Origin of the sequence: Paludibacter sp. (assembly GCF_009712605.1) — a bacterium.
Classification (GTDB): Bacteria; Bacteroidota; Bacteroidia; order Bacteroidales; family Paludibacteraceae; genus Microbacter.
The window spans coordinates 77,858-102,187 of record NZ_WASO01000001.1; the positions used below are offsets into that span (position 1 = coordinate 77,858).

Below are 24,330 nucleotides of genomic sequence, written 5' to 3' on the forward strand. Positions count from 1 at the left end.
AATTTAAGTGTAAAGGTAATTGTAAATTATTTTTGCCGCAAGATTATTGCTTATTTTATTCCCGTCGATTTCTCGAGCCGGTTCTTTTCTTCTCCGGATGAGTTTTCTATCGAGCGTTTTTTGAACGACTTGCCGCTTTTGAAGTTGTATTGAATGCTGAGCTTGACGTAGCGTGAACTTTGCGCTTCGGTTCCTTTGCTGTTGATGGTGAAGTAGGGCGTATTGGAGAAATAAGAGATCTTGCTGTCAAAAATATTATTGATGCCTACAGCTGCCGATACTCTGTCGCCGAATAATTGTTTTTTTACTGTTGCATGGAACAACTGACGTTGATTGATACCGGAATTGGCAGAATACAAACGACTTGTGCCGCTGTATGTCAATTCTAAATAGTATTTTTTCGGCAACTTGAATCCTGTGGTTATGTTTGCAAAATAGAGATAATGCGCCATGACAGGATCGTTGGCTGTGGCTCGTATATCTTGTTTCACACCCACCAGATTAGCGTTCACATTGCACCATTCGACCGGCTTCAACGGAAAAATCAGGGCAACATAGTAGTGATTCTCGCTGTAGTGATTTTCAGGCGTGATATAGGTTATTTTGGGATTGGTCGGATCAATTTTGCACACTTCGCGTATCAGGTCGTGATGTAAATGTCCGCCGATCGACAGAATGTAACGGTAATGATAAACTGCCGTGATCCCGAGATTGTTGATATATGTCGGACGTAGTTCCGGGTTTCCTACCATGTATGAATAATCGGAATATTGAACACGATTCGGATTCAGATACCAGAAATTGGGTCGTTCGATGTTTCTGGAGTACTGGCCGATGAGCATGAAAGTGCGCATGGCATCGAACGAATAAGTGACATTAACGCTTGGAAACAGATCGAAATAGTGTCGGCTGATATACCCGTTTTGTCCGTCAACACTCGTGTATTCTCCTCTTAAACCTCCCGACAGGCTCCACTGGCGGATATTGGTGGCAAAGGTGCCATACATTGCGCCGATGTTTTCGGTATAGTTGAGCAAGAAACTGTAGTCGGGTAGCGTTTGCCATTTTGATGCCGAATAGCTTTCGTACCGGACGGTATCGGCAATACTATTTCGGGTATATTTTATCCCGGCAGAATATTTTGCGCCTCCGTGTAATACTTTGTTAATCATTCCATCGGCTGTAAATATTTTATAGTTCGATATCGAATTGCTCCTGTAGATGCTGTCACTAACAAAACTACCCGTTGTGAAATAAGAGTTGTAATCGTTTTTACCGGTCACTTTCTTTTTGGTGTAGTTAGTGATTACTTTCAATGTGGAACCTAGTGTGTCAAGCTTTGATATATAATTCAATAACGCATTGAAATTTTCTGCATTTTCGTTTTGGTTGTAATGGCTTGACCCTTGAGCTGTTAATCCATTTTGTATAATGAGTGTGTTTGCCGATGTCGGATTGGGTGTATTTTGTTTCGAGTACTCTATTTCTGCACCAAAGCTGTTGCGCTTGTCGGCATCGTAAATAGCACTTATTTTCCCAATGCCTGCGCGGGTTTTCTGGTTCATCAACGATTGCGATTTGAAATCTGTATTGTCATCGTTGTGATATGCCCGGGTAGCCTCCATCTCGTTTTTTCCTGTCGTTGTGATATTGCCTGAGGCACTGGCATCGAATGTCCATTTGTTCAGGCTGACATTCAATGTTGCGGCAGGATCGTACTCGCCAATATATTTTCCTTGTAAAGTGTTGAAAACCAAATTGCCGTTAATGCCTTTCTCTATTTGTTTCCGGAGAATGATCTTAACCACTCCGCTGTTGGTATCGGCACTGTATTCGGCACCTGCCTGCGGAATTACTTCTACACGGGCAATGTTCGACGATTGAATGTTGCGGAGATAATTGTACAGATCTTTGCCTGAAAGCTTTATCTCACGTTCGTTGATAAAAACTTTGCTTCCGGAGGCACCGTTGATAGAGACTCCATTCTCATCGACCCAAACACCCGGAGCCAGCCGAAGAATTTCCGATGCATCTTTGTTGAGGGAGGCCGGTGTCTTGTCGATGCGCATCACAAACCTGTCGGCTTCGCGTGTTATGGCTGACGCTTTTACCACCACCTCGCTTAATCCTACTGTGGATTCTGTTAACTTGAAAACTCCCAGATTTTGATCGGAAGCCGTTATGTCTTCATCCATAGGTTTGTACGCGATGTTTCTTATTTTCATATGATATCTGCCGTCAGCCATAGCTAAAGTAAACCGGCCCACAGAATCGCTGATTGCAGTCGCTACCTGTTTATCTCCGTTAAAGAACGCAATGGTAGCAAACTCAATCGGTTCACCCTTATTACTTTTTACATATCCAATCCGGTTTTGCGATGAAAGTATGTGGCAGAGGGTAAGCAGTAGCAGTATCAGGCCGATTTTGATCAAAAGTCTCATTTTCAAAGTTATTTAGTGCCCATCATTTCTTTTACATCGATCAGCTTGATCTCTATTTTATTTTCGCCCTCTTTGATTGTTACTCTTTCTTTTTGGTAACAAGGCTCAACCGGAATTTTGGTTTCGTCTTTGTCCAGTTGATGATTGTCGTTTACATCCTGATAAACATATAAACCTCCAGATCCTGTCGGAACATCTTTCAACGTGCAAGTCACAATGTTGGTCGAGGTAACCGGTACCATGGTGTACGCCATCTGTTTGGGATTCGACTGATCGCCGAATGCTACCATCAGATTTCCCTTGGCTTCTTTTATGCCTTTCACCGAAACTATCAACGTTCCTTTTTGTGCATAACACATGCAACCGGCAAACATGCAGATTGTCATTGCAACTCCTAATCTCTTTAGCGTTTTCATACGATAATAAATTTTTTGATGTTAGAACTATCTTATAAATACATTGCAAAGATAAAGTAGTTTATAAAATAAACCAAATGTTTTGATGATTTATTTCGAAAAATATTTCCGGAGGCTGAAAATGAATTACTTGAGTATTGTTTCTGGAAATTTATAAAGCGGGTAGGGGTACTCTTTAGACAAAAAAAACAACCCGCCGATAGGACGAGTTGTTTGTAATGGCGTTATGCCGAGATTTTTGTATTTCTATTCTAAACCAGATAGTTGGTTGAAAATTATTCCACGGTAACCGATTTTGCTAAATTGCGTGGTTTATCTACATCACAACCTCTCAATACCGAAGTGTAATATGCAAACATCTGTAACGGTACAGCTGTCAGGATAGGGGAGAAGTATTCGTTGTAGTCCGGTATCTCAATTACATATTCCGACAGATCAGCCTGTCGCTCTGTTCCTTTCTTGCAAATAAGAAGTACTTTGGCTCCACGGGTTCTAACTTCCTTAATGTTGCTTATCATCTTCTCAAACAGGTGGGATTGCGTTGCGATTGCCACCACAGGCATGTCGGTAGTGATAAGAGAAATCGTTCCGTGTTTTAATTCTCCGGCGGCATAAGCATCACTGTGGATGTAAGAAATTTCTTTTAATTTCAGAGACCCTTCAAGCGACAATGAGTAGTCCAGTCCACGACCAATGAAGAAAATGTCGCGAGCATTCTGGAACTTGCTGGCAACGAATTTACAGTTATCCGCATTCTGAAGAACCTCTTCAATTTTTGCCGGTAATGCGAGTAAATCATCACACAGTTTTGCGGTCTCTTTTGCGTCGATTAAGCCCTTGATACTTGCCATTTTGATGGCAAACAAATACATAACCGAAAGCTGAACTGTATAAGCTTTTGTACTGGCAACGGCAATTTCAGGGCCAGCCCAGGTGTAGATAACGCTGTTTGCTTCACGGGCGATAGAAGAACCTACCACATTCACTACAGCCAAAGTATGAACGCCTTGTTCTTTTGCAAGTCGCAGTGCCGCCAAAGTATCAGCAGTTTCTCCTGATTGCGAAATGATGATGACCAAATCGTCATCAGGATTGAGAATGGGTTTGCGGTAACGGAATTCGGAAGCAATATCCACTTCAACCGGAATCCTTGCCAATTGCTCTATCACTGATTTACCTACCATTCCGGCGTGCATTGCCGTACCACAAGCAACAATCCAAATATGTTTGAAGCTTTTCAGGATTTCGTCAGTCAGGGCTTTGATACCAAAATCCGGAGCTCCGTTGATTATACGTGGTGAAACGGTATTGGTGATAGCCGTCGGTTGCTCGTAGATTTCTTTGAGCATAAAATGGGGATATCCACCTTTTTCGGCAGCTTCAATGTCCCATGTGGCAGTAAAAACTTCTTTTTGGATAGGATCGCCGTCTGTATCGACGATATCGATTTTATCTTTTTCTATTACAGCGATCTCGTTTTCCTCCAGCAGATAATAACTTCTGGTGTATTTCAGGATTGCAGGAATGTCAGATGCGATAAAGTTTTCTCCCTCGCCGATGCCCACAATAAGCGGACTGTCTTTGCGGACTGCGAATATCTTGTCCTGACAGTCCTGAAACATGATTCCTAAAGCGTAGGATCCTTTCAGGTTCTTAATAACCGTAGAAATGGTTTCTACAGGGTTTCCGTTGTAATAGTAATCGAGCAATACGGCAACAACTTCAGTGTCGGTTTCCGAAAGGAATTTATATCCTTTTTCAACCAGTTTTTCTTTAAGTTGAAGGTAGTTTTCGATGATTCCGTTGTGAACGATAGTAACCCGTTCGTTACCATGAGGGTGGGAGTTTACATCAGAAGGTTCTCCATGGGTAGCCCAGCGGGTATGTCCGATACCGACCGTTCCCAGAGGTTTCCCCAGCGAAGTTATTTTGTTTTCGAGGTTATCAAGCCGACCTTTTGCCTTAACAACCTGAATTTTAGAGTCTTCAAAAATAGAAATTCCGGCTGAATCATAGCCCCTGTATTCCAGTTTGCGTAAACCGTCTACAAGAACATCTGTAGCCGCTTTTGTGCCGATATATCCAACAATTCCACACATTTTGTGATGAATAAATGATTAAACACTATCACCAGCACATTCTTCTCTATTTCCAGATGATTGACATACTTGGAGTTAGAGAAGTATCAACCCACAATATTTTAATGAACAAAGAAAGTAATTTTTTATCAGATAGTACGATGGTGGTCAAAAATAATCGGATTTTGTTGGTCTTTGGGTTTAATTACCCGAATTCAGCGACCTCCGATTCGCTGCGAATCTCAGATACGAGTGACCAATCGTCTATCCGATATCAGAACCGTCCTTTCCACAGCTTGCGCAACCATTCTGCCTGCTTTTGTTCCGCCTGATTATCGGCAGCATGCCAAATTGATTGCTTCTTCAGTTCGTCAGGCAAAAACTGTTGCTCAATGAAATGATTTTCTCCGTCGTGCGAGTAGCGGTATTCTTTCCCGTAATTGAGCTGCTTCATGAGCTTGGTGGGTGCATTGCGCAGGTGTAGAGGTACCGGAAGATCTCCAGTCTCTTTTACCAGAGCAAGCGCTTCGTCGATGGCAAGGTAAGCCGAATTGCTTTTAGGGCTGTTTGCCAAATAGATAGCTGTTTCGGATAGAATTATGCGACCTTCGGGGCATCCTATTTTTTGTAAGGCATCGAAACAGGCATTGGCCAACAAGAGTGCATTCGGGTTTGCCAGTCCAATGTCTTCGGCTGCGGAAATAACCAGACGTCGTGCTATAAACTTAGGATCTTCACCACCGGCAACCATTCGCGCAAGCCAATAAACTGCCGCGTCAGGATCACTGCCCCTGATTGATTTGATGAAAGCAGAAATAATGTCGTAATGCATTTCTCCGCCTTTATCATACGTCGCCAGATTCTCCTGCAAGCGGTCGGTAACCAATGTGTTGGTGATTACCATTTCTTCTTCGGGAGACGAGTTGACAACTAATTCCAGAATGTTGAGCAGTTTTCGGGCATCGCCTCCTGAAAAACGTAGCAATGCATCGTCTTCTTTAATGCTAATTTGGCGTTGCTTTAGCTCAAAGTCGGTGGTCAGAGCCCTTTTTACGAGATCCTGCAAATCTTTTTTGTCAAGTGATTTTAGGACATAAACCTGACAGCGCGACAGAAGCGGAGTAATAACTTCAAAGGAAGGATTTTCCGTTGTTGCTCCAATCAGCGTAACAGTGCCATTCTCGACAGCACCTAGTAGAGAATCTTGTTGCGATTTACTGAAACGGTGTATCTCGTCTATGAACAAAATGGGGTTAGGTTGATTGAAAAAGCGGTTGCTTTTTGCTTTTTCGATCACTTCCCGCACATCTTTTACGCCCGAGTTGATAGCGCTTAGTGTGTAAAACGGTCTCTCTAAACGATTTGCAATGATTCGGGCAAGGGTGGTTTTGCCTACACCGGGAGGGCCCCACAAAATGAATGATGAGAGATTTCCCGACTCGATCATTTTGCGAAGGATAGCGCGCTCTCCCACAAGATGCTTCTGTCCGATGTATTCGTCCAGATTTTTGGGGCGCAGTCGTTCGGCTAAAGGTGCAGACATTAAGTTAGTTATAATGTTGAAAGGTTAGATGTTCAAAGCTGAAATAAATACACTCTGAACATCCAACCTTTGATCGTTTTTGGTTATTATTTCAGGTTCAACACTTTGCCGAATACAGCGGGCGCACCATAAGTAATGTCATTCAGCTGGTAAAGCTTTTTAACCTTGACCCCGTAAGTTTGTGAGATGGAGTGCATTGATTCTCCGGCTTCTATACGGTGTGTTGCAGGAACGTTTTTAGCAGCTTTGCTCTTTTTTGCTCCCAGATAAACCACCTCATTGACACTCAACACATAGTCGTCGGTTACTTCGTTCTTGTAACGGAGCACTTTTTCGGGTAAGTTGACTTCTCTGGCGATTGATTTATAGGTGTCTCCGGGTTTTGCAAGCACATACTTCACACCGTTGTTTTTGTATACTTTATGGTCAAAAGGCTCTTCAATCACTCCAAAGTCGCTGCTAACCACAGTGGATGAATCAGCCAGCGCTTCAGCAATCGTTTTTTCTTCAATAACCGCTTTCTTTTTTCTTTTATTTGATGCCAGCAACTTGCTGCTTTCCGAATCAAGCATGTTCAACTGGTAAAGCTCGATAAGATTTATCAGGTTTGAAGCATATGTTTTGCTTGTTGCATATCCGGTTGACTGGAGGCCATTCGCCCAGCCTTTGTAGTCATCTGATTTTAATGAAAAAAGAGACGCATATCGGCTTCTTTTTGCAAGAAATGAAGAATGGTCTTCGTATGACTCTTTGGGATTTGAATATTTGCGGAAACATTCATTCTTCTGATCATCATCCTGAAAGAAAGTGTCTCCTTTCCAATCGGAACATTTTATGCCGAAGTGATTGTTTGCTTCAGTTGCCAAAGGACTTTTTCCGGCTCTTGACTCCAACAATCCTTGTGCCAGCGTTATACTTGCGGGAATTCCATATTTTTTTTGTTCGGTAATTGCTATTGACTGGTATTTTTTGATGTAAGCCTCATAATCCGGTTGGCGCTTCTGGGCTGTAAGGCAAAGAGATACCAGGAAAAGTACGGTTAGTGTGTTTAGAATCTTCTTCATGAATGTTGAACTTTGGTTAGAGAATTTATTTTATGCTGTTTATTACTTGATTTTCCAGGCTCCATCTTCAAACTTAATCGACAGTTGCTCTGACTTCAAAAGGGGTTTCAGTGTTTTCCAGTCATCATCAGAGAGAAATTGCCTGACATTGCAGAGTGCAGTAATGTTGCTTCCTTGCTCTGTAAAAGCATAGCTTATGAAAAGCGGAGTCAGCAATTGGGTTGCAATAGAACGGTCATACTCTGATAATCCGTTTGCCAAAAAATCGGAAGCTGATAAAGTGGGAAAGTCCATCGTGAACTGCTTCCATTCGGGGGAATAAAAATTGATGTGCGACTGACAGGCCGGAGCGCATGCCGTGAAAATTACCGCGATGAACGGCGATGATTCCGATCCCAAAATCTGCATTTCCATACTGCCTTTTTGAGAGGTTTTCAGCAGCAGGTGCTTCGTTGCTTCATTATAGTCAATCAGCTTACAGTAGCCACTCAGACTGTTTTGAATGGAATCAACCTTTTTGTCTTTGAAATAAGCAAACAGCTCTGTTCGTTGCGATTGATCGAGCCACAAAAGGTCGGTTGGCATCGTTTGAAACAATTTCTCAACAGAGGTTTGACCCGATACCGAAAACAACGATACTACGCTGAATATCAATAAAATTATCTGTTTGTGCATATATTTACGTTTTTGCAGCCGGCGAAGACTGGTTTATTTCTTTTCGGTTTTTTTCTTGCGAAATATGCCTTTGATTTTTCCCCATGTACTGACTAATAGATCTTTATAATCAGTCAGAATATCTTTGAAACTGTTGAAATTTTCAGTATATGTCAAACCAAGACCTTGTGTGTAAGGCGCCGGGTTGAGTTGCTTGTAGTCGTTAGTGCGGTTATATCCGCGCACACGCCATTTACCGTTGTTCGATAACACATACTGAATATCGACATCGCCGATGAATTTACTGGTTGAAAAGTTATCGTTTCGGTAACCCACACTGCCATTTATAATCCAACGATTGTTTTGGTACATAATTTCAGCTTCGTAGTCCGTTCCGGTATATTCTCCGACTCCGGATGAACGCAGGTTAAACCCAACATTTACGCCTGATACAGCCTGAGATAGCCAGCTGTTGAGCTGGTTAGACAACGTTGAACTCGCAACTGAAATCAATTCTCCCTGACCGATCGGGTTGACAGAAGATCGCATGTAATCAGGGGTATAAAAGCGGTTGAACGCTAATAACCAGATCATTTGCCGGTTCATCATGTCGTTTGTGTTTACGACATTCTTTACAGCGCGTTTTACTTCATCTCTTGAGTTAGGCAGGTTGATATCAAATTTGATGTCCGGTTTCATCAGGCTACCCGTGAGGTTTAGAAGGCATTCCACAACTGCACTCGACCGACCTGAGTTCTTCAGAATATCGACATCCAGATCTGCTAAGGATGCATTCATCTGATAGCGGGCATTAATGTCAATGAGCGCGTTATATGCATTCCCGTTCCACCGGATAGCGCTTCCTTTGTCAATCTTGAATTCTCTGCTGAGTGCATTCTGGAAAGTAAAGAGATATTTCCCCTCGTTAATGGTGTAACTTCCCTGCATTTGCAGATCAGGATTGTGCAAAGTGTATCCAACATTTAATATTCCGGATCCTACGGCGTCTATCTTGTCTCCGGCTTTCGGATCAATGATCAGGTGTATCTGAGCATCCGGAGTGACATTCAGCATCGCATTTATCACTGTTGGCGCGCTGTTCCCTGATTTATTATTTTGTTGCTCACCGGAAACGGTAGCGTTACGCTTCTTCTTGACAACATACTCGATGAAAGAATTGTCGGCCGCACTTACTGCCGAACCAATTGATATGTAAACATTTGTTTTGGGTCTTGAAGTGGCGTTGATATTAATCTTCGTTCCCTGACTGTCACCGGTAACCCGTACGTCTCCGTCTGCGTATACCTTTCCCCAAAAGTTTTCACTATCAGTTTCTTTGGTGTTCATTGACAGTAAATTGTGCGCGGTAACCTGTACGTCGTATTTCCAATCCTTCAAATAATTGTTAGGAACCGTGCAGGATAGAACTCCTGTGTTGTTTTCGGCATCATGCAAAACGAAATTTTTCAGTATGATTGCTTCCTTACGGAGGTGTATTGAGTCGCTGAAAGTATATGTTGTGCCTAATGAACTAAGTCCGGCTTGCCCGTTTTCGATTTTTACATCGCCATTAAACCATATATTTCCTTTCACGAGGAACATTCCCATTTTCCCTGTCGCGGTTCCTTGCGGGTTGGATAAGAATGAGGTCAGGTATGGGTTAAGGAATGTAATTGGAAGATGCCGGGCAAATCCGTAAAGAGCCATTGAGTCTTTTGCGGTGTAGAAACCTCCTTTTAAGAGTGCAACAGTGTCTGTCTTACTCATCACGCGCCCCATAAGGTTCAACTTGCGGTTTGCTTCATCCCATCCGCTTTCGGCATAGGTATCGCCCCAAATGCAGTGATTCAACCCAAAATCACGGGCAAAAACATTGACTTTCGCTATCGGATGGTTCAAAACACTAAGTATGGTTACTTTGCCGGTGACATTACCATTCAACGATGGGTTTTGCATGTGAGCCATTTTAGACACATAATCCAGTTGAATTCCTTTTATGTCGACACAAAGACTGTCGGTTGCCAGTGACGAAATTGTTCCGTCAATACTGAGATGCTGCTCCTGGCGTTCTACCATAAAGCGATTGATCCAAACACTCTTCATATCGGTTTTCACCGTGCTTGGACGCACGTTCCATGCCGAATCATTCAGGATAATCTGCGTGGGTAATATTTTTGTGTCAGCCCATAACTGATTGTTTTCTTTCCAAAGTCTTGTTCTGGCAACCATTTCACCGGCATACGTCTCTTTCCCGCTGTTATCCCACATAAGCCGTGTACTGACAGAATCTCTTGCTGCAGCTGCCGATGCGAAAAGATTCATGACTGTATTATTGCTTTGAAGTATCATGCCTTTCGCTGTAATCTGCATCATTTCACGTGGGTTGTCACATGTAAAGCGTAATTTCGAAAAATGCGATGACTTTGAGGTCAATGTTGGTATGTCAAGCGTAAAATTTAACTGTCGCGAATCGGAATTGATATTTCCTTCCAGACTTGCACCATTTTCAATCTGAACTGGCAATGCCAAAACCGAAAAGAGATTATCTGCCTGATCCGGATCTACCTTCAGATTGAATGCAAAATTATTGAATGCAGCATAACGGTCGGACGTATGTAGCAGCGATGGCAGATATTTCGCCGCAATGTAGGTGATGTCTTTAGGGAGCTTTATAAAATTGAATTTGCCCTGAAAATATCCGCTGATAAGATCAGAGTTAATGTCCAGTCTGTTGTTGTTTTCAAATGTTGGTAGGGCATTGAGGGTTAGATGACTCAGGTTGTACTCTTGTCCTCCGTTCAACAGATTAATATTCGTAAAAATAACCGAACCGTCTGCATCTTTCATCAAATCGCCCTGAAGGTTTGCTTCCATGTGAAGCCCGGCTGTCAGGTTCGGAAAGTCTTTCGTCAAATTGAGTTTGTTGGGCGTGAGGTTCTGGATGTCGGCCGTGAACTTATAAACGGGTCTTTTCTTTGCCAAATCGATAAGTCCGGCCAGATTGAAGCGGATATTCGGGTCTTCCAGACTTGCTGATCCGTCAAATTTCGATCCGTCAAAATTGCCGTCAATAGTCAGGTTATTGTATGTGTATTTGTTGAATGAAAAAGAAGAGATCACGGCTTTTGCCTTGGTTGCGAGTGGTTTCCCTTTCTCGCTTTTTCCTTCCAGTTTTGCCTGTAGCGAAATGTTTCCCATATCGGGAGAACTTAACATTTCCCCTAAACGGAAATTCATAGCATTGATGGCTCCTGAGAATTGCAACTTGTTCAGTTTGTCGCTGAAATTGAGTTTCATGTCGGTCGACAAATTTCCCAGACGTGTCGACAAGTTCCCGTAAGCCACCATTTCGCTGAAGAAACCGGTAAGAGAACCGTTAAAACGCAGGTCTCCCAAACGCAAAACTTCGTTGGGAAGCGTAACCGGTTTCCCTGTAAAATGGGCAATCATATCCTGCATTCTTGCCGCATTTACATTCAACTGCTTGAGATTGGCATAGACGAACGTCTCATTTATATCGGGCAGACCGTTTATGTCAAAGTTGCCGGAAAGACTAAAGTTGTTTTGACCCGTCAGGCTTAGTTTCTTACACCTGAAATTGGAGAAAGTTCCGCTAAGATCGGTTGCTAGTTTGAACTTATCGTGGTACGATGCCAGTGGCGGAAGGAAACAGGCCAGATCGCTCGGTACAATTTCCGAAGGTAAAATGGAACAGTTAACTTTTACGTTTTGCAGAAGATTGCTCTTTTTCCCGGATGTCTTGGTAGTAAATGTGATATTCTGCATCTTCAATTCACTTGCGGGCATCTTCAGATTGAAGAACGGCAAAATCAATTGTTTCTTGTTGGCTCTTATGTGGGTCTGAAGCTTTGAAAGTTGCAGCCCCGATCGTTCCCGCAAGGAGAGAGAATGAATGTCGGCAGACAGAGAATCGGACGAAAAACGATGCAGCGACAAATCAAGATTAATATCGTGAACGTCAAGATGAGACGCATCAAAGGTTCTGAGATGTTCTTTTTTGTCAATATTGTTGAGACGGAAACGACTGTCGGACAAGCGAAAACGATCGACACTGAAAATGAGGTTCATTTGCGATTTGGCGGTGTCTTTTGACGCAAATGCTTTGAGTACAAAGTCAAAGTTGGTTTTGCCGGTCGAGTCCACTTTCAGGTTGAAATTCAAACGCGTCAGATCGGCTGAGTTTATCGCCACTTCTTTGCGAAACAATCGCCAGAAATCGAGGTGAACCTTCATTTGGTGTGCCGTGAACAGGGTATCGCGAGTCTGATCTTCAAGATAGACGTCTCCCATTTTTAGTTCAGAAAACGGGAAAAATGAAAGGGTTCCTATTTCAACACGGGTGTGTAGTTTTTGTGACAGGTCCGCTACAATTTTTTTGCGGATAGAGTTCTGCACAAAGCTCAAATTCAACAAAATAAATATAATGCCAATGATAGCTACCGTAATTGCTGTAGCCATTAAGAGCACTCTTAGAGATTTTTGTTTAATTTTGAGCATCCTATTTGAATCTTGTAAAGGGGAAATGTGCCCTTTGGGCGGGCATTCATATCTTTCTATTAATAAGAATAATAAGTAAAACTATAGAATAAACCGAAGCATCACATTCGGATACAATTCCTGTAAGTTACTTATGCTTCGGCAAATTTACTTGAAAATCAAATGAGAACAAACAGAATCTTATTAATAATTACTATTTTTATGACGGCTTGCAACCTTTTTGCAGCCAAAAATCTATCACCAACTATGGTAAAAATTCAAACCAATCATGGCGATATCCTCGTAAAGCTCTATGACGAAACGCCTCTGCACCGCGATAATTTTCTGAAGTTAGCCAAACAGGGATTTTATGACGGCGTTTTGTTTCACCGCGTCATCGGTGAATTTATGATTCAAACCGGCGATCCGCAGTCGAAAGATGCAAAACCCGACCAGATGCTGGGCACCGGCGGACCCGGATATACCGTACCGGCAGAAATTCATTATCCGGCATTTTTCCACAAGAGAGGAGCTTTGGCGGCAGCACGTCAGGGTGATGAAGTTAATCCGGACAGAGCCTCGTCGGGTTCTCAATTTTATATCGTTCAGGGACGTACCTGTTCTGAAAATGAATTGAACCATGTGGAACAATCTGCCCGTGTCAATCAGGAAAGAGGTATTTTTCAACAGATAGCGGCAACTCACATCGAAAAAATTAAGGCTCTTCAGTTAGCAAATGACACCGCTGGTCTTAATAATCTCCGCGACTCAATTTATGCCGAAACGGTTCAGAAGGTTGATGCCAATCCAATGTACAAGTTATCGGATGAAGTTCGTCAGGCTTACAAAACGTTGGGAGGCACCCCGCATCTTGATGGCAGTTACACCGTTTTCGGAGAAGTGGTTTCGGGTCTTGAGGTAGTTGAAGAAATCTCCAAGGTTAAAACCGGCCGTGCCGACCGTCCCGTGGAAGATGTGAAGATTATAAAAGTTACAGTAGAAGAATAAAGCTATCAATCAGCTAACAACTAACTGACAGCGTTCGATAAAACATACTCGAATGAAGAAATTAGTTATCCTTACCGGAGCAGGAATGAGTGCCGAAAGTGGCATTAGTACGTTTAGGGATGCCGGTGGATTGTGGGATCAATATCCCGTGGAAGATGTGGCGACCCCGGAAGGTTGGGCTCGTAACCCTGAACTTGTGCTTGGCTTTTATGCCGAACGCCGCCGTCAGTTATTAAAAGCAAAACCCAACGACGGACACGTGGGACTTGCTCGTTTGCAGCAGCAATTTGATGTTCGCATTATAACGCAGAACATAGATGACCTGCACGAGCGTGCCGGAAGCAATAATGTGCTCCACCTGCACGGAGAACTCACTAAAGTGTGTTCCACGTATGATCCGGGCTATGTTGTTGATCTTCCTTCGGAGGCTCCTTATATAAAGCTGGGAGACAAATGTCCCAAAGGTGGACAGCTTCGTCCTTTTATCGTATGGTTCGGAGAAGCCGTTCCTGCGATTGATGAGGCTGCCGACCTGAGTGCTCAGGCAGATATTTATGCCGTGATTGGTACTTCACTCAATGTGTATCCGGCTGCCGGATTGTTGCATTATGTTCCGAAGGGCGTGCCAATCTACCTTATCGATCCAAAAGAAGTAAACACTGCCTATTATGAGCGCATTACATTTATTCAGCAACCGGCGACCACCGGAGTTGCTCAATTGGAAAGGCTGTTGATGTCTTAAGAAGTATTCACTGCATAGTGTAATTCAAAATTATCAGATAGCCGGAAACAGTTTTCAACTCTGTTCCGGCTATTTTTTTGCGATGATGTAACTGTTTGTAATCAAAGGCTCTCAACTACTTATCAATACAGCAAATGAGATTCGTTTAAGCAATTATCATGTATGACAAAATGACAATAAAAAATATTAAAAACGGATAAAATGTAAGATAATTGCTATTAGATACTTGTTTTTCTAATCTTTTTGTTACCTTTGCATCAGTTTATATAATAAAATGCAATTAAAAATAGGCAAAAACATGAAAGCAAAATTAGAGTATGTTTGGTTGGATGGTCACAAACCAACCCAATCGTTGAGAGCAAAGACGATGATGTCTAAAGACAACTTTAGTGGAAAACTGGAAGACTGCAAAGTATGGTCATTCGACGGTTCTTCAACCGAACAAGCTTCTGGTGGTTCTTCCGACCTCTTGTTAAAACCGGTTGCTATCTACCCGGATCCAACTCGCAAAAACGCTTATGTTGTGATGACTGAAGTGTTGAATCCTGATGGAACTCCACACGAATCAAATGGTCGTGCAACTATCGAATCGGACGATGATGATTTCTGGTTTGGTTTCGAACAGGAATATTTCTTGATGGATCCTGCAACAAACCTTCCTTTAGGTTTCCCTGCTGGTGGCTATCCTGCTCCTCAAGGTCCTTACTATTGCGGCGTAGGTGCTAAAGCTGCTTACGGACGTGAAATCGTTGAAGAACACTTCGATGTTTGTTTGGAAGCCGGTTTGAATGTTGAAGGTATCAATGCTGAAGTTGCTGCCGGACAATGGGAATACCAAATCTTCGCTAAAGGTGCAAAAGATGCAGGTGATCAAATTTGGGTTGCTCGTTATTTCTTGGAAAAAGTTGCTGAAAAATATGGCGTTTATGTTGAATTGCATCCAAAACCACTTGGAAAAGATCTTGACTGGAATGGTTCGGGTATGCACGCTAACTTCTCTAACGGTTTGATGAGAACTTGCGGTGATAAAAAAGTATTTGACGCAATCTGCGAAGAATTCGGAAAACACATCCAAGAACACGTTTCTGTTTACGGAGCTTACAACGACCAACGTTTGACAGGTAAACACGAAACAGCTTCTATCAACGAATTCTCTTATGGTGTTTCTGACCGTGGTTCTTCTATCCGTATTCCTATTGGAACAGTAGAAGATGGCTGGAAAGGTCGTTTGGAAGACCGTCGTCCTGCTTCTAACGGTGATCCATACAAAATTGCTGCAGTTATTATTTCAACTACCAAAAAAGGTATTGCAAAATTATAATTACAAGCGAATATACAACTCACAAAGGGTGTCCGGTTTTTGGGCACCCTTTTTTTGTGGTAAGAGGTTCTTTTGAAGAGGGCAACAGCCAAGCGATAGAGCTTTGATAAAAAATTATAAAGCGGTTGGATACATGCATTTCATGCTTATATTTGCCTTTCATTTTGTAAGCTGATTTTCTTGAAAACGAGCATGTTCGTCCTTATTACAAACCAATACTACTCACATGCGGGTGTATAAAAAATCAATGGTCTATATGAAAAAAGTATTCACATTGCTGATGGCAGCCTTATTTGTTGCTGCGTCATCGCTAAGTGCTCAGACTCCTGCTGCTCCTCCAGCAAAGAAGGAAGTTAAGAAAGAGATGAAAAAAGCAGACAAGGACATGAAGAAGGCCGATAAGGATATGAAAAAGGCCGACAAAGAAATGAAGAAAGTTGAGAAAAATGCTAAGAACGTAACACCTCCGCCTCCTCCTCCACCTCCTGCAAAGGCTGCTCCGGGTCAACACCTGAAAAAAGATGGTACTCCCGACAAGCGTTTTAAAGAAAACAAAGAAGCTGCTGCTCCGAAACATTTGAAAAAAGACGGTACGCCGGATAAACGATTCAAAGAAAACAAAGAACCGAAAAAATAAATACAGCCGTATTTGAAAAAAATGGCCTTGATGAAACAATCATCAAGGCCATTTTCGTTATATCAGGAATATTTTCGTCGTCTTAAGAAAAAGAAAACCGCGGCAAATAAACCCAGCAGAATCAAAGGGGTAACCAGATTGATGATTTGCCATGTTGTTCTGCCTTCTGTCGTAGCAACATTGTTAAGCAAACGAAGTGGAACTACGCGCGATCTTAATTCGAGCCAGCTATCGTCTCCGCTAAGATACAAAACAGCATTTACGATGAAATCACGATTACCGTATTGGCGATTGGTATAGCTGTCGAATCCTAAAGGTAACAGTTGCATGTTGTCGCCGGTACCGTGAACTTCGTTGCGGATAATATCTCCGTTTGCAACAATAATCATTCTTGTATACTTGCTCTTACGGGCTATTGATGCGGGTTTGTTAATCCCTTCGGGAACCATTCTATTGGCAAAGGCAGAAGTGAAGGTCCCTTCCAAAAGACCACCTACCGGAATATTCTGGAAGCGGAAATAGTCGTGATCACGCGGATCCGGCATTTGTTTCAGGTCAACCATTGCCGGAGGTGCTAAAACATGTGATGCATTAGAGGTGGAGAGAAGCGCTTGTTTCTTTACCAGAGTGTCCACTCCTACAAAATCTATCGATGAAGCGAAATTTGCCTTTACAGAGGCCAGATTACGCGTGGTGGCGTTGTATGGAGAAGTTAAAAGTAAAGGCTGAAAAACCCACGGCATTGGCTTAAATTGAGGCTCTTCTCCCGGGCGTGACACATTGATTGGCATAGAGGCGCATTGAACATCCTGCACAATGTCAGGATTGATGCGAATACCATATCCAAAAAGCATATCCGAAAGATTGACATCAAGCGGAGCAATGGTTGCCTGCCCGGTTCTCGAAAGGAAATCATTGTCGATTTTTGATCCGTCAATGAGCCACAGCACACGTCCTCCATTCATAATATACTGGTCGATAATGAATTTCTCATTCTCGGAGAAAGCGGTTGCCGGTTTGGCAATGATAACAACTTTGTACGGGTCAAGTGCTTTCGGATCGTTGCCGAGAACGCCTCTGTCTACCTGAAAATAGCGGCTGAGGGCTGTGGTTGCGTCATACACTTCCGGTTCGGGAAGTTCTCCGTTGCCTTCCAGAAACGCAATTTTACGATTTTCCTTCACATTCAATATTCGAATAGCATCAGTCAACTGATATTCAAGATTTTCCACCGAAGCATTCAGGTTCTCTTCCCCGGAATGTCCCTGTACATTGGTAAGCAGGTTCACTAAAAGAGTGTCTTTATGACTGATGATTTCCGCCCAGGGAAAAATTATCTTCCGTACGGCTTTCCCATCAGCATCTTTTTCATAGACCATTGTAGCATGCATGCCCCGTTTCTCGAGCGAAGCATAATAGGCGTCCTGATCTTTACCTTCGGCTGCTTTTGCAGGATCGATGAGCTGATATTGAATATTTTTGCCGGCATATACCTTAAACTCGTCCAGATAGTCCGTGCAGGAGTGCTTTAACCGTAGAAAACCGGCGTTTAAATCACCGTCGAGATACACATTGATTTGTACCGGCTCATCCAGCGACTTCATCAGTCCTTTTGTAGCTGATGAGATGGTATATCGCTTGTCGGATGTTAAATCGAGACGGAAAAACAGGTAATGAGATATGAAAGAAACAGCAGCAATGGCTACTGCCACAGCAGCTATTTGGAGAAAAAGGCGTTTATTTTTCATCAGAGGATAGACCAAACATAAAAATGACTTCCCGTACAAAAAATTGTCGGGAAGTCTTATTTTTCAAACAAAATTGATAGTTATATGATTACGGCTAAGAAACGGACTGTTTTATTGTCGAGTGCTTTCATTCCATGCTTTAATTCGGCATTGAAATAAAGCGAATCTCCTTCTTCCAGAATCAGTTCTTTTCCGTTTATTTCCAGAAGCATTCTCCCTTCAATAACATAATTGAACTCTTGTCCTGCATGAGTATTCAGACAAACAGGATTGTCGCAAGGCTCTACCGTGACAATAAACGGGTCGGCATTTCTGCCTGCAAAACCTGCTGCCAGCGATTGGTATTTGTAAGCTTTTGTCCTTTCGATAGCCACTCCCTGACCTTTACGGGTGAGATAGTAAGTTCGCATTCTCGGTTCTTCCCCGAATAGCAAGGCTGTCATTTCAACGTTAAAATGACCGGCAATGTTATGCAGAAGGCTTACCGGAATATCTTTTTCTCCATTTTCACAGAGAAGGTATTCTTCCTCACTTACCATCGCAGCATCGGCCATCTCTTTGACCGATATATTCAGTGCATCCCTTAATCCGTGCAGACGTGCAGCTATCTGTCTGATTTTATCGTCCATACAAAATATGAGTTATTGAAGTTTTATAAAACGCTATTGTTTGTTCAGCTTTTCAACACAGGAACCTAAACTTGCTTCCCAATGTGGAATTGAGATTCCGAAAGTCTTTTTGATCTTTGATTTATTCAAGACGCTGTAGAACGGCCGTGGAGTTTTTGCCGGAAAGTCTTTCGATTCGATTGGCAACACTTTGCAGTCAATTCCTGCAAGGCGATGGATGGCAATGGTGAAATCGTACCAGCTGCAAACACCCTCATTTGAAAAGTGATAAACGCCTGTTTTGAAAGCGTTTTCATTTTCAATGGTTTTCCCGATAATCTGCAAGATGGCAGCAGCCAAATCGGCAGCATTGGTTGGTGTTCCTATCTGGTCAAAAACAACTTTGAGTTCGTCGCGCTCTTTTCCGAGTTTCAACATCGTTTTTACGAAATTGTTGCCATAAACCGAATACAACCACGACGTACGGATAATAACGGCATCAAGGCAAACTCTTTTCAGATCGGCTTCACCACATGCTTTGCTTTTTCCGTAAACCGTTTTTGGATTGATTTTTACGTCCTCGGTGTAAGGTACGTGTGCCGTTCCGTCAAAAACATAATCGGTGGAGATATGGATAACTTTAATTTCGTGTGAAGCAGCAACTTCCCCGATGTTTCTGATTGCCTCGCAATTAATTGCAAAACACTTCTCTTCATCTTCTTCTGCCTTATCCACTGCCGTATAAGCAGCGCAGTTGACGATAAAATCGAACGATTTGTTGGCCACAAACTGCTCGATAGCGTCTTTGTCGCAAATGTCTAACGTGTCGGCATCTGTAAAGACAAATTCGACATCCTTCATTTGTGGGGCAATTTGTTGCAGTTCACTGCCTAACTGCCCATACGAACCTGTGACTAAAACCTTTTTCATACTTTCTATCTTTACGGGGTTAATAGACAAAATTCATCTCAGCCTGTTCCAGGGTCGGATGTTTTTGATCCTTTTCGGATATGATGGCTTCTTCCAATGGAACCTGCCAGTCTATATTCAATGTCGGATCGTTATATATAATTCCTCTCTCCAAAGAGGGATCGTAAAAATCATCGCATTTATAGCTAAATACTGCGGTGTCACTCAATACTGAAAATCCGTGAGCAAATCCCTGAGGAATAAGGAACTGTAATTTATTTTCTTCCGAAAGTTCAACACCGAACCACTGTCCGAATGTTGGCGATCCTTGTCGTATGTCAACCGCTACGTCATATACTTTACCAACGATAACGGAAACCAGTTTGCTTTGGCTGTGCGGGTTAAGCTGGTAATGCAGCCCTCTCACCACTCCGTAGCTCGATTTTGATAAATTATCCTGGCAAAAGTCAATGTTAATACCACTTTCGGCTAATCTTTTCTTGTTGTAACTCTCTAAAAAAAATCCCCGGCTATCAGCAAAAACCCGGTTCTTGATTATAAATAAATCGCGTATTGGAGTACTAATTATTTCCATTCTCTATTGGTTCATTGGCAATCTTAATAAGGTATTGCCCATAATTATTTTTCTTTAGTGGGTCGGCCAGTTGCAGCAGTTGATCCCGATCAATAAATTTCATGCGAAAAGCTATTTCTTCAATGCAGGCTACCATCAGACCCTGACGATTCTCAATGGTCGAAATGAAATTGGCAGCTTCAAGCAGACTATCGTGCGTGCCGGTATCCAACCAGGCCATTCCGCGTCCCAAAAGTTTTACGTTCAGTCGGCCTTCGTCGAGATAAATCCGGTTGAGATCGGTGATTTCAAGTTCACCACGGGGCGACGGTTTTAGTGCTTTTGCTTTTGCTACAACATCGTTGCCGTAGAAATAGAGGCCTGTCACAGCATAATTCGATTTAGGAACGGTCGGCTTTTCCTCAAGGCTAAGTACCTTTCCCGACGGGTCGAATTCAGCAACACCGTAGCGCTCCGGATCATTCACGTAATAACCAAAGACCGTAGCTCCGTCTTTCATTTGTGCGGCTTCCTGCAATTGAGAAGATAAGTTGTATCCGTAGAAAATGTTATCGCCCAGTACCATGCAAACGGAATCGTTGCCAATGAATTTTTCTCCGATGATAAATGCCTGAGCCAGTCCATCCGGAGATGGCTGGATGGCGTATTCTATTTTCAGCCCATAAGCCGATCCGTCTTCAAAAAGCCGCTTGTAAAGATCTATATCCTGAGGCGTTGAGATTATCAATATTTCCTGAATTCCCGACAACATTAACACCGACAACGGATAGTAAATCATCGGTTTGTTGTAAACGGGAATAATTTGCTTCGAAATGCTTTTGGTGATGGGGTATAAACGGGTTCCCGATCCCCCGGCCAAAATAATACCTTTCATGGGTAAATATAGTTAATTAGTATTGTAAAGGCATTTGCAGGAACAACCCGTAAAATGAGCCGAGAGTCTTGCATTTATAAGGTTTTTGCCTGTTTTTGATATAAACAAAGATAATCGCTTTTATTGAAAATGATACGGAAATTTAAAAAAAATTACCACCCAAAAGCGGCATTATCGTCCATCCATTTTCCCTGTACTTTCAGGACTTGTTCCATGACGTCGCGGGCACATCCTTCTCCTCCTTTTAAGGGGGATACATAGACTGAAATTGCTTTTATTTCGGGAGCGGCATCCTGAGGGCAGGTGGGTACACCAACACGTGACATAACCTGATAATCAGGAATGTCGTCGCCCATGTAAAGTACTTCGTTTGCATTCAGCGAGTATTTGAGAAGGAACTCATCGAGGTCGTTTGTCTTGGTGCTTGAGGCCATGTAGATATCTTTCACCCCCAAGCGTTCGAAGCGAAGCCGAACAGCATTTGTGTTTCCACCGGTGATAATAGCAACATGGTATCCTTTTTTTATAGCGTACTGGATTGCATACCCGTCTTTGATATTTACCATCCGCATAGGTTCACCATTGGGGTGCAACGGTATGCTGTTGTTTGATAACACGCCGTCAACATCAAAAACAAAAGCTTTGACATTGTTGAGAAGTTCTTTGAAATTTGCCATAGGACATCATTTTTTATATAAAAAACAAAGGCCAAAAGTTTGTAAAACAAACCGTTGGCCTTGTTTGGTTGTCTCACCAGGATTCGAACCTAGACAGGCAGTACCAAAAACTGCAGTGCTACCATTACACCATGAGACACTCCATTATGTTTTGCTTAAAAAGCGAGTGCAAAGGTAAGCGTTTAATGCTTTTCCACAAAATATTTTGGATAAAATTTTCTTTGTGGTTATATTTTTTTGACCAAATCCGATATAATGGGCTGATCTTTAAAATATAAATTTTGAAAGATGAGCCTGAACTTTTACCTTTGAAAAAGTTCAGAGGAAGAAGAACTTTTATTTTTTCGTAAGAATATCCAGCCACTTGCGTGGTTTCTTCAATTCCTCAAAAACAGGTGACGGGTTATGCAAAACACTAAACCGTTCGTCAGTTTCCGATTGGAACCCGAACTGTTCGGGGTAGATAACAAGCTGACTGTTGTTTATGACCGCATTGGATACCGAAGCAAACAACTCTTCGAACAAAGCATTGTAAGAGATTGTTGATTTACGTCCTGCGATAAAAATCACCAAATCGTTGCTGCGTACCTGTTTGATGCAGGACTCTATTTCATGCCATCCCTCCATTTTTCGATAAAACGTGGGAACCTTGTGTTTGTGTAGCCCGGCAAATAACTTAAGCTTCTCTTCCGTGTCGCTATTGGCATAGAAAATAAGAGATGCATCTGCTTGTTTCGCAATGTGGTATATGTGCTCGTAGCTACGCTGGAATCCAAGTTCGAGTTCGGCTTTCTCCGGAATAAACGTTACGATCTGCGAGGTTGTTCCCAGTGGTTGGACAGGCTTGTAAACATAGATAGACCGGCTCATGCTTTTTTGCAAAGAATCTGCCATTTGTCCTAATACCGATTCCGTGAGCTTTGTCTTTCGGTGCAGTCCGATGATTACATCTGAAATGTTGTGCTCTTTCACGGTATGAATAATTCCACTGGCTGCGTTTACGTCGTAGCGTACAAGTTGTTCGATCGTGTTGTCGGTAGATGCGGCAACTTTGGCGGCTCTTTCCAGTAATTTTTCTCCTGTTCCCCGGCTTTCGTTCACTATGTCGTCTACTACAGCCAAAACGTACAACGGCTGTTTCAACGGAGCTGTTTTCATCATTACGGCCAGTTCCATCAGCCTGTCTATTGTTTCAGGATTTGATACTGGTATAAGTATTCGTTCGCGTGTTTCTTTCTCGGATTTGTCTCCCGTTTGTCCTGCCAGTGCCAGTCTGCGGGCTGCTTTTTCTGTGACAAATGAACTGATAATGCACGATAACAGAATCATGATAATGGTCCCGTTCAGTACGTGGTCATTGAGCAATCGTACCGGAGTGCCATCCGGATTTTGTCCCAAAATGATATTGTAACCTACCATTACGGCTGCAAGTGTTGCTACCGCGTGGGCATTACTCAAACCGAACACCATCAATCCTTCGTCTTTGGTCAGTCGACAGGTGATGCGGGTAAACGTGGCAGCCAGCCATTTGCTGGTGATGGCGACAACAGCCATAACACCGGCTACGAGTAAGGCCTCGTATCCGCTGAACAATACCCGGTAGTCGATCATCATTCCCACTCCGATCAGAAAGAAAGGAATGAAAAGCGCATTTCCCACAAATTCGAGACGATGCTTGAGTGGCGATACTTTAGGAACCAGACGGTTCAGCGAAATACCAACCATGAATGAGCCGAGAACGCCTTCCAGTCCTGCAAGCTGAGCCAGAAATGCCCCAAGGAATACCATAGCTAACACGAAGATGAACTGAAGAATGTTGTCTTCGAAACGTTTCATGAAAGCCCTGGCAATAATCGGAAAAACAAACAGAACAATTAACCCAAAACAGACAATTTTGATTGCCCATAACACCATAAACCAGTTGGTAAGGGTTCCTTTGCACATGCCGGCAATAATTGCCAATAGCATAAGCATCAGAGTGTCTGTTAGAATGGTTCCTCCGACTGTGATGTTGACCGCACGGTTTTGCGAAACTCCATATCGGCCTGTTATCGGATAGGCTACCAGTGTTTGCGATGAATACATTGCTGCCAGCAGAAGCGAAGTCATCAATGAGAAGTGCAGAATGTAGAGGCTTGTAAATGTTCCGATGAGTATCGGTATGGAAAACGTGAAGAGGCCAAAAATCATTCCTTTGACACGATTGCGGCGAAAGTCGTTCATGTCCATGTCGATTCCGGCCAGGAAAAGGATGTAGAGAATCCCCACATTGCCGAATAGGTGGAAACTCTCATCGTTGGCAAGAATGTTGAACGCTTTTGGCCCCAGAAGAATCCCTGCGAAAATCAGCCCTACCACATACGGTATTCTCAGCCGGTGTAAAAGCAACGGAGAAAAGAGAATAACAAGCAGTACCACACCGAAGATAAGGGTGGAGTTCTCTAAAGGCAATTGTATGGTGATGTCAGACAGGGTCATTTAGTAAAACGGCAAAAACTTAATGTTTTTGCCGTATAAG

Annotated in this window: 18 protein-coding genes and 1 tRNA gene; 4 read left to right on the forward strand and 15 right to left on the reverse strand. The window is 42.8% G+C overall.

Going from position 1 to position 24,330, the window contains the following annotated elements; genetic code table 11:
* Positions 1-50: 50 nt before the first annotated feature.
* The 7 genes from F8N35_RS00295 to F8N35_RS00325 form a co-directional block, all read right to left on the reverse strand.
* Positions 51-2,441 carry an outer membrane beta-barrel protein gene (locus tag F8N35_RS00295; protein ID WP_293049365.1) on the reverse strand — a complete coding sequence of 797 codons (2,391 nt, stop codon included), beginning with the start codon at positions 2,439-2,441 and terminating at the stop codon, positions 51-53.
* Between the two features lie 8 nt (positions 2,442-2,449).
* The gene (locus F8N35_RS00300; protein ID WP_293049366.1) at positions 2,450-2,857 is read right to left on the reverse strand and encodes a DUF2141 domain-containing protein; all 408 of its coding nucleotides are present in this window, start codon (positions 2,855-2,857) and stop codon (positions 2,450-2,452) included.
* A gap of 275 nt (positions 2,858-3,132) precedes the next feature.
* Positions 3,133-4,956: a glutamine--fructose-6-phosphate transaminase (isomerizing) gene (gene glmS / locus F8N35_RS00305; protein WP_293049367.1), complete on the reverse strand. Its 1,824-nt coding sequence runs from the start codon at positions 4,954-4,956 to the stop codon at positions 3,133-3,135.
* A 253-nt stretch (positions 4,957-5,209) separates the two neighbouring features.
* The gene (locus F8N35_RS00310; RefSeq protein ID WP_293049368.1) at positions 5,210-6,478 is read right to left on the reverse strand and encodes a replication-associated recombination protein A; all 1,269 of its coding nucleotides are present in this window, start codon (positions 6,476-6,478) and stop codon (positions 5,210-5,212) included.
* An 86-nt stretch (positions 6,479-6,564) separates the two neighbouring features.
* A complete protein-coding gene (locus tag F8N35_RS00315) occupies positions 6,565-7,542 on the reverse strand; it encodes a glucosaminidase domain-containing protein (protein WP_293049369.1) in 978 nt (325 codons plus the stop codon).
* A 42-nt stretch (positions 7,543-7,584) separates the two neighbouring features.
* On the reverse strand, positions 7,585-8,217 hold the full coding sequence (locus tag F8N35_RS00320) for a DUF3256 family protein (protein WP_293049370.1): 633 nt from the start codon (positions 8,215-8,217) through the stop codon (positions 7,585-7,587).
* Positions 8,218-8,250: 33 nt separating this feature from the next.
* Positions 8,251-12,714: a translocation/assembly module TamB domain-containing protein gene (locus F8N35_RS00325; RefSeq protein ID WP_363928354.1), complete on the reverse strand. Its 4,464-nt coding sequence runs from the start codon at positions 12,712-12,714 to the stop codon at positions 8,251-8,253.
* A gap of 162 nt (positions 12,715-12,876) precedes the next feature.
* Between F8N35_RS00325 and F8N35_RS00330 the strand changes: the two genes are divergently transcribed.
* The 4 genes from F8N35_RS00330 to F8N35_RS00345 all read left to right on the forward strand — a co-directional run bounded on the left by F8N35_RS00330 (position 12,877) and on the right by F8N35_RS00345 (position 16,401).
* A complete protein-coding gene (locus F8N35_RS00330) occupies positions 12,877-13,701 on the forward strand; it encodes a peptidylprolyl isomerase (RefSeq protein ID WP_293049372.1) in 825 nt (274 codons plus the stop codon).
* 52 nt (positions 13,702-13,753) lie between these two features.
* On the forward strand, positions 13,754-14,443 hold the full coding sequence (locus F8N35_RS00335; protein ID WP_293049373.1) for an NAD-dependent deacylase: 690 nt from the start codon (positions 13,754-13,756) through the stop codon (positions 14,441-14,443).
* Positions 14,444-14,741: 298 nt separating this feature from the next.
* Positions 14,742-15,764, forward strand: a complete 1,023-nt coding sequence (locus F8N35_RS00340; protein WP_293049374.1) for a glutamine synthetase beta-grasp domain-containing protein — start codon at positions 14,742-14,744, stop codon at positions 15,762-15,764.
* Between the two features lie 256 nt (positions 15,765-16,020).
* Positions 16,021-16,401 (forward strand): hypothetical protein, encoded by a 381-nt coding sequence (locus F8N35_RS00345; RefSeq protein ID WP_293049375.1) that lies wholly within the window; start codon positions 16,021-16,023, stop codon positions 16,399-16,401.
* Positions 16,402-16,463: 62 nt separating this feature from the next.
* Here the strand turns inward: F8N35_RS00345 and gldG are convergent, their stop codons facing one another.
* From gldG to F8N35_RS00385, 8 genes are all read right to left on the reverse strand, one after another.
* Positions 16,464-18,149 (reverse strand): gliding motility-associated ABC transporter substrate-binding protein GldG, encoded by a 1,686-nt coding sequence (gene gldG, locus F8N35_RS00350; RefSeq protein WP_293049376.1) that lies wholly within the window; start codon positions 18,147-18,149, stop codon positions 16,464-16,466.
* An 80-nt stretch (positions 18,150-18,229) separates the two neighbouring features.
* Positions 18,230-18,778, reverse strand: coding sequence for an XRE family transcriptional regulator (locus tag F8N35_RS00355; RefSeq protein WP_293049377.1), 549 nt, complete (start codon positions 18,776-18,778; stop codon positions 18,230-18,232).
* A gap of 33 nt (positions 18,779-18,811) precedes the next feature.
* Positions 18,812-19,687: a dTDP-4-dehydrorhamnose reductase gene (gene rfbD, locus F8N35_RS00360; protein WP_293049378.1), complete on the reverse strand. Its 876-nt coding sequence runs from the start codon at positions 19,685-19,687 to the stop codon at positions 18,812-18,814.
* A 19-nt stretch (positions 19,688-19,706) separates the two neighbouring features.
* Entirely contained in the window at positions 19,707-20,261 is a 555-nt protein-coding gene (gene rfbC / locus F8N35_RS00365) for a dTDP-4-dehydrorhamnose 3,5-epimerase (protein WP_293049379.1), read from the reverse strand.
* Positions 20,248-21,135: a glucose-1-phosphate thymidylyltransferase RfbA gene (rfbA, locus tag F8N35_RS00370; protein ID WP_293049380.1), complete on the reverse strand. Its 888-nt coding sequence runs from the start codon at positions 21,133-21,135 to the stop codon at positions 20,248-20,250. The genes rfbC and rfbA overlap by 14 nt, the downstream gene beginning before the upstream one ends.
* Positions 21,136-21,287: 152 nt before the next feature.
* Positions 21,288-21,812: an HAD hydrolase family protein gene (locus F8N35_RS00375; RefSeq protein ID WP_293049381.1), complete on the reverse strand. Its 525-nt coding sequence runs from the start codon at positions 21,810-21,812 to the stop codon at positions 21,288-21,290.
* Positions 21,813-21,877: 65 nt separating this feature from the next.
* A tRNA-Gln gene (locus F8N35_RS00380) sits at positions 21,878-21,951 on the reverse strand.
* Between the two features lie 197 nt (positions 21,952-22,148).
* Positions 22,149-24,290 (reverse strand): cation:proton antiporter, encoded by a 2,142-nt coding sequence (locus F8N35_RS00385; protein ID WP_293049382.1) that lies wholly within the window; start codon positions 24,288-24,290, stop codon positions 22,149-22,151.
* Between the last annotated feature and the right edge of the window lie 40 nt (positions 24,291-24,330).

Coding starts and splice junctions, on each gene's coding strand:
- F8N35_RS00295 (WP_293049365.1), bottom strand. CDS start 2,441: ATGAGACTTTTGATCAAAATCGGCCTGATACTGCTACTGCTTACCCTC.
- F8N35_RS00300 (WP_293049366.1), bottom strand. CDS start 2,857: ATGAAAACGCTAAAGAGATTAGGAGTTGCAATGACAATCTGCATGTTT.
- glmS (WP_293049367.1), bottom strand. CDS start 4,956: ATGTGTGGAATTGTTGGATATATCGGCACAAAAGCGGCTACAGATGTT.
- F8N35_RS00310 (WP_293049368.1), bottom strand. CDS start 6,478: ATGTCTGCACCTTTAGCCGAACGACTGCGCCCCAAAAATCTGGACGAA.
- F8N35_RS00315 (WP_293049369.1), bottom strand. CDS start 7,542: ATGAAGAAGATTCTAAACACACTAACCGTACTTTTCCTGGTATCTCTT.
- F8N35_RS00320 (WP_293049370.1), bottom strand. CDS start 8,217: ATGCACAAACAGATAATTTTATTGATATTCAGCGTAGTATCGTTGTTT.
- F8N35_RS00325 (WP_363928354.1), bottom strand. CDS start 12,714: ATGCTCAAAATTAAACAAAAATCTCTAAGAGTGCTCTTAATGGCTACA.
- F8N35_RS00330 (WP_293049372.1), top strand. CDS start 12,877: ATGAGAACAAACAGAATCTTATTAATAATTACTATTTTTATGACGGCT.
- F8N35_RS00335 (WP_293049373.1), top strand. CDS start 13,754: ATGAAGAAATTAGTTATCCTTACCGGAGCAGGAATGAGTGCCGAAAGT.
- F8N35_RS00340 (WP_293049374.1), top strand. CDS start 14,742: ATGAAAGCAAAATTAGAGTATGTTTGGTTGGATGGTCACAAACCAACC.
- F8N35_RS00345 (WP_293049375.1), top strand. CDS start 16,021: ATGAAAAAAGTATTCACATTGCTGATGGCAGCCTTATTTGTTGCTGCG.
- gldG (WP_293049376.1), bottom strand. CDS start 18,149: ATGAAAAATAAACGCCTTTTTCTCCAAATAGCTGCTGTGGCAGTAGCC.
- F8N35_RS00355 (WP_293049377.1), bottom strand. CDS start 18,778: ATGGACGATAAAATCAGACAGATAGCTGCACGTCTGCACGGATTAAGG.
- rfbD (WP_293049378.1), bottom strand. CDS start 19,687: ATGAAAAAGGTTTTAGTCACAGGTTCGTATGGGCAGTTAGGCAGTGAA.
- rfbC (WP_293049379.1), bottom strand. CDS start 20,261: ATGGAAATAATTAGTACTCCAATACGCGATTTATTTATAATCAAGAAC.
- rfbA (WP_293049380.1), bottom strand. CDS start 21,135: ATGAAAGGTATTATTTTGGCCGGGGGATCGGGAACCCGTTTATACCCC.
- F8N35_RS00375 (WP_293049381.1), bottom strand. CDS start 21,812: ATGGCAAATTTCAAAGAACTTCTCAACAATGTCAAAGCTTTTGTTTTT.
- F8N35_RS00385 (WP_293049382.1), bottom strand. CDS start 24,290: ATGACCCTGTCTGACATCACCATACAATTGCCTTTAGAGAACTCCACC.